The organism is Vibrio sp. SG41-7, assembly GCF_014164465.1.
Taxonomy (GTDB): domain Bacteria; phylum Pseudomonadota; class Gammaproteobacteria; order Enterobacterales; family Vibrionaceae; genus Vibrio; species Vibrio splendidus.
In genome coordinates, this window is sequence record NZ_JACJFF010000478.1 from 1 (window position 1) to 217 (window position 217).

The following is a 217-nucleotide window of genomic DNA, read 5'->3' on the forward strand; positions in this document are numbered from 1 at the left end:
CCTTACAATCTGAAGCTTAGAGGCTTTTCCTGGAAGCATGGCATCAATGACTTCACTACCGTAGTAGCTCGACATCGTATCTCAGCGTTAATGAAAGTCCGGATTTACCTAAACTTTCCGCCTACATACTTGAACCTGGACAACCGTCGCCAGGCCCACCTAGCCTTCTCCGTCCCCCCATCGCAATTGTAAGAAGTACGGGAATATTAACCCGTTT

At 47.9% G+C, this 217-nt stretch carries 1 rRNA gene; it reads right to left on the reverse strand.

Annotation, left to right across the window (positions count from 1 at the left end):
* A 23S ribosomal RNA gene (locus tag H5300_RS28640) occupies nucleotides 1-217 on the reverse strand; the annotation flags it as partial.